The sequence below is a fragment of the Moorena sp. SIO4E2 genome (genome assembly GCF_010671945.1).
In the GTDB taxonomy this organism is placed as follows: Bacteria; Cyanobacteriota; Cyanobacteriia; order Cyanobacteriales; family Coleofasciculaceae; genus Moorena; species Moorena producens.
On the sequence record NZ_JAAHIE010000685.1, the window covers coordinates 1 to 3,331 of the forward strand.

Genomic DNA, 3,331 nt, shown 5'->3' on the forward strand with positions numbered 1-3,331 from the left:
GGGCAAATTGATATTATCTAGAATACTCACCCATAACCAAAATGTTTTTTTTTGCCCACCCTACAACCTACAAGTCAGTAGGGTGGGCAAATTGATATTATCTAGAATACTCACCCATAACCAAAATATTTTTGCCCACCTAATGTCAAAAAAAATCCCAATTAAAGTAGGGTGGGCAAATTGATATTATCTAGAATACTCACCCATAACCAAAATATTTTTGCCCACCCTACAACCTACAAGTCAGTAGGGTGGGCAAATTGATATTATCTAGAATACTCACCCATAACCAAAATGTTTTTGCCCACCCTACAACTCTGAAGAATAGGGGATTCTGATTCCAGAAATTTCAGGGAAATATGACCAGTTCGACAGAAAATGTGACTTGATAATACTGAGAGGTTGTCTGAGAAGTTTCATTTGTTACATCCAAGCCCCCTAAATCCCCCAATTTTGGGGGACTTTTAGAAGCAAATTGACTCTTGTTCCCCCCAAAGTTGGGGGGCTAGGGGGGCAAAATTCAGTATAAAAAAACTTGGGAGATATCCTCTGAGAGAAGTAATGAAAATCCCAGTAAAATAATTACCCAGTAATACCGTAGTCCACTCCTAGCATGGCTAAAGGTCGCTCCTTTCAAAAGAGCATTGGTGAAGTCTACACCTCGAAGGTCAGCGTGGTTAAAGTTTGCTCCTGTAAGGTTTTGACCCTTAAAGGAGCGACCTTGGAGATTTTGGCCAGAGAAGTCGGATAACATAGTTGCTACGTACTTGTTGAGCACACTTCCTGTTTGACATCAGGCTTGTCGGTCAATCGTTTCACCTCTGACGAGACGAAATTATCGGAATCTTGGTTCCAGTGCTGTTCAACACCTCTACCAATTACCCATAACCAATTACCTATCACCAATTCGCCATCTCTCAACCACCCGTTGCAATCTCGCAGGTAACCAACTGTCATACTTAGGATAAACTGGCAAACGCGCTACTAACTTCCATCCAGCTGGTTCAATCACTTCGCGCAATCGATAACTATGGGGATGAGGATAATCGGGATTCACCTCATCCTTGGGACTAATTCCTCCTAAATCCCGTGCGCCAGCCTCCAAACACGCTAATAGAGCAGAAGACCGTTGAGGCAAGTTCCCAACAGTATCAACTAAATTGGGAGGAATTTGGATAGTAATATCCAAGGGCAAAATCTGACGCGCCTTCCGAATCACTTTTACCAGGTGATTAAGACCGAAAGACTGACTATGAAAGATTTCTGTAGTGCCCTCACTGTAAGGTTGCAGGATGACCTCTTGGATATGACCATACTCACCATGAATTTGTGCGATCGCATTTAAACTTTCCCACCAATCCTGCTCAGTTTCACCAATGCCAAACAACAAACCGGTCGTAAAGGGAATCCCCAATTCTCCCGCCCATTGCAACTGTTGTAGTCGCACCTCTGGTATCTTACTGGGAGCATAGCAGTGAACGGTTTTGAGCAACTCCGGTGTTAATTGTTCCAACATCAACCCCATAGACACATTCACCTGCTTGAGTCGCGCCATCTCCTCCCAACTCAACGGTCCAACATTAGTATGGGGCAAAAATCCCAGAGACAAAGCCAGGTCACACAAATCATAAATTAGTTGAAACCAAGCCTTGCGCCGTGAAGACCTAGGATGAACCTCACCACTAAGAATCAGAATTTCACAAACACCCTGACACTGAAGCAACCTTAACTGATTTTCCGCATCCTCCACACTCAACCAAGGACTGCTCCCCGCTTCCGCCCGAAAATTGCAGTAGCTACAGCGATTAAAGCATTCGTAAGTCGGAACCAAAGTGTAGGCAGGGCTGTAGGTAATGATGTGGGAATCAGATTGGGAATCAGAAACGTCCATAGCAACAAACACCCGTCAAAAGAGTCCTATGATAATTGTTAATTATCAAGTAACACTTTAAGCATTCAGCGGTCAGCGGTCAGCGGTCAGCGGTGAGCTAAAAGCTCACGCTACTTGAGGTGCGGTCAGTTGGCCTTGGGCTGATAGCACCTCAAGTAGCACCATCTGTAGCGCATAAGCACCTCAAGTAGCGTGCGCATTAGCTGATAGCTGATAGCTGATAGCTGAATGCTTTCTTCCCGACTCCCGATTCCCGACTCCCGATTCCCTACTCCCTACTCCCTATTAGCTACTAACTAATGCCTGTTGTTTAGCATAAATATTTTTCAGATGCTTCTTAACAGTATTGGTAGTAATATAAAGCCGAGCTGCAATTTCTTTGTAAGACATTTTAGCTTTCTTAAGCAACCAAACTTCAGCTTCTCGGTTAGTCAATCCATATTTTTTAGCATCAGTAATAGCAGCATTATAGTAAGAATGATGGCGATTTTCTAGAGTTACTAACAGATATGGTTCTGCTTGATTATCCAAAAATAACCATCTGACCCTAACTCGAAATGTTACTGAATTATCCATTTTGATTTCCGACTCAAGAATCATTTTCTGCCCAGAAAACCAATCGCGACTATCAATTAACCCTTCGCACACTCGCCAAATTGACTCAGGGATAGAACTCATCTGTGACTTATCTTGACAGAGTTGACGACAAATGCTAAGCCCACGTTCATTAGCATGAACCCACTTTCCTTGAGACGTCAGAATCAAGACACCGTCAACAAACCCTTCAAGAATAGCTTGTAGGAGGAATTGAGAGTTATTCGATGGTAAACTAGCAATTTTAGACTTATTTTCCGAATGACTGAGCTGATTGGCCTTCGGCCACACTACGCGATTGGCCTTCGGCCACGCTACGCGATCGAAACCTTTGACTTGGTAGTTAATCTGGGACTCTAAGCTATACATGTTGAATCTCCTTCAATACCCATAACTCTCCGAATTACCCAAGAACTCTATACAGAGATGGCTGAATTGAGTAACTCGTTCTGGCTTACTGATACAGTCATTTTTATAGGCGAACTCCTGTAGCTACAATGAGCAAGCTACAGATTTCCCAAATTCGTTGCATTTGTTTGCAATCAAGGGTAGCCAGGTGAAGGGACCCGAAGGAAGGTGATGTTGGGTGCATCTCAGTTTTGAAAATTTTGCTAGTGGTGCTTCAGGGGGGGCTTCATTTTTGGCGTTGCTGAATTAATGAATGAATGAGCGATAATCTGGTTTTGTTGAAGCCCCCTAAATCCCTCGCTTGGGGGGTTAGGGGGGCGAAACCATACCCAGAATCAGCAACGCCTCATTTTTCGCCTCTTAGTCAGGGTTATGTTGCTGCCCGTAACGCACCACCGTGTCAAACAGCAAAAATGAGATGCACCCGGTGAAGTTTTT

3 protein-coding genes are annotated in these 3,331 nt (G+C 43.8%); all 3 read right to left on the bottom strand.

The genetic code is table 11. From position 1 onward, the window contains the following. Positions 1-520 precede the first annotated feature (520 nt). The gene (locus F6K37_RS35340) at positions 521-778 is read right to left on the bottom strand and encodes a pentapeptide repeat-containing protein (RefSeq protein ID WP_287255530.1); all 258 of its coding nucleotides are present in this window, start codon (positions 776-778) and stop codon (positions 521-523) included. Positions 779-892: 114 nt separating this feature from the next. Next, the gene (gene cofG / locus F6K37_RS35345; RefSeq protein WP_008185535.1) at positions 893-1,891 is read right to left on the bottom strand and encodes a 7,8-didemethyl-8-hydroxy-5-deazariboflavin synthase subunit CofG; all 999 of its coding nucleotides are present in this window, start codon (positions 1,889-1,891) and stop codon (positions 893-895) included. Positions 1,892-2,176: 285 nt separating this feature from the next. Continuing rightward, positions 2,177-2,854 carry a helix-turn-helix transcriptional regulator gene (locus F6K37_RS35350; RefSeq protein WP_008185536.1) on the bottom strand — a complete coding sequence of 226 codons (678 nt, stop codon included), beginning with the start codon at positions 2,852-2,854 and terminating at the stop codon, positions 2,177-2,179. Positions 2,855-3,331: the final 477 nt, after the last annotated feature.

Coding starts and splice junctions, on each gene's coding strand:
- F6K37_RS35350 (WP_008185536.1), bottom strand. CDS start 2,854: ATGTATAGCTTAGAGTCCCAGATTAACTACCAAGTCAAAGGTTTCGAT.
- cofG (WP_008185535.1), bottom strand. CDS start 1,891: ATGGACGTTTCTGATTCCCAATCTGATTCCCACATCATTACCTACAGC.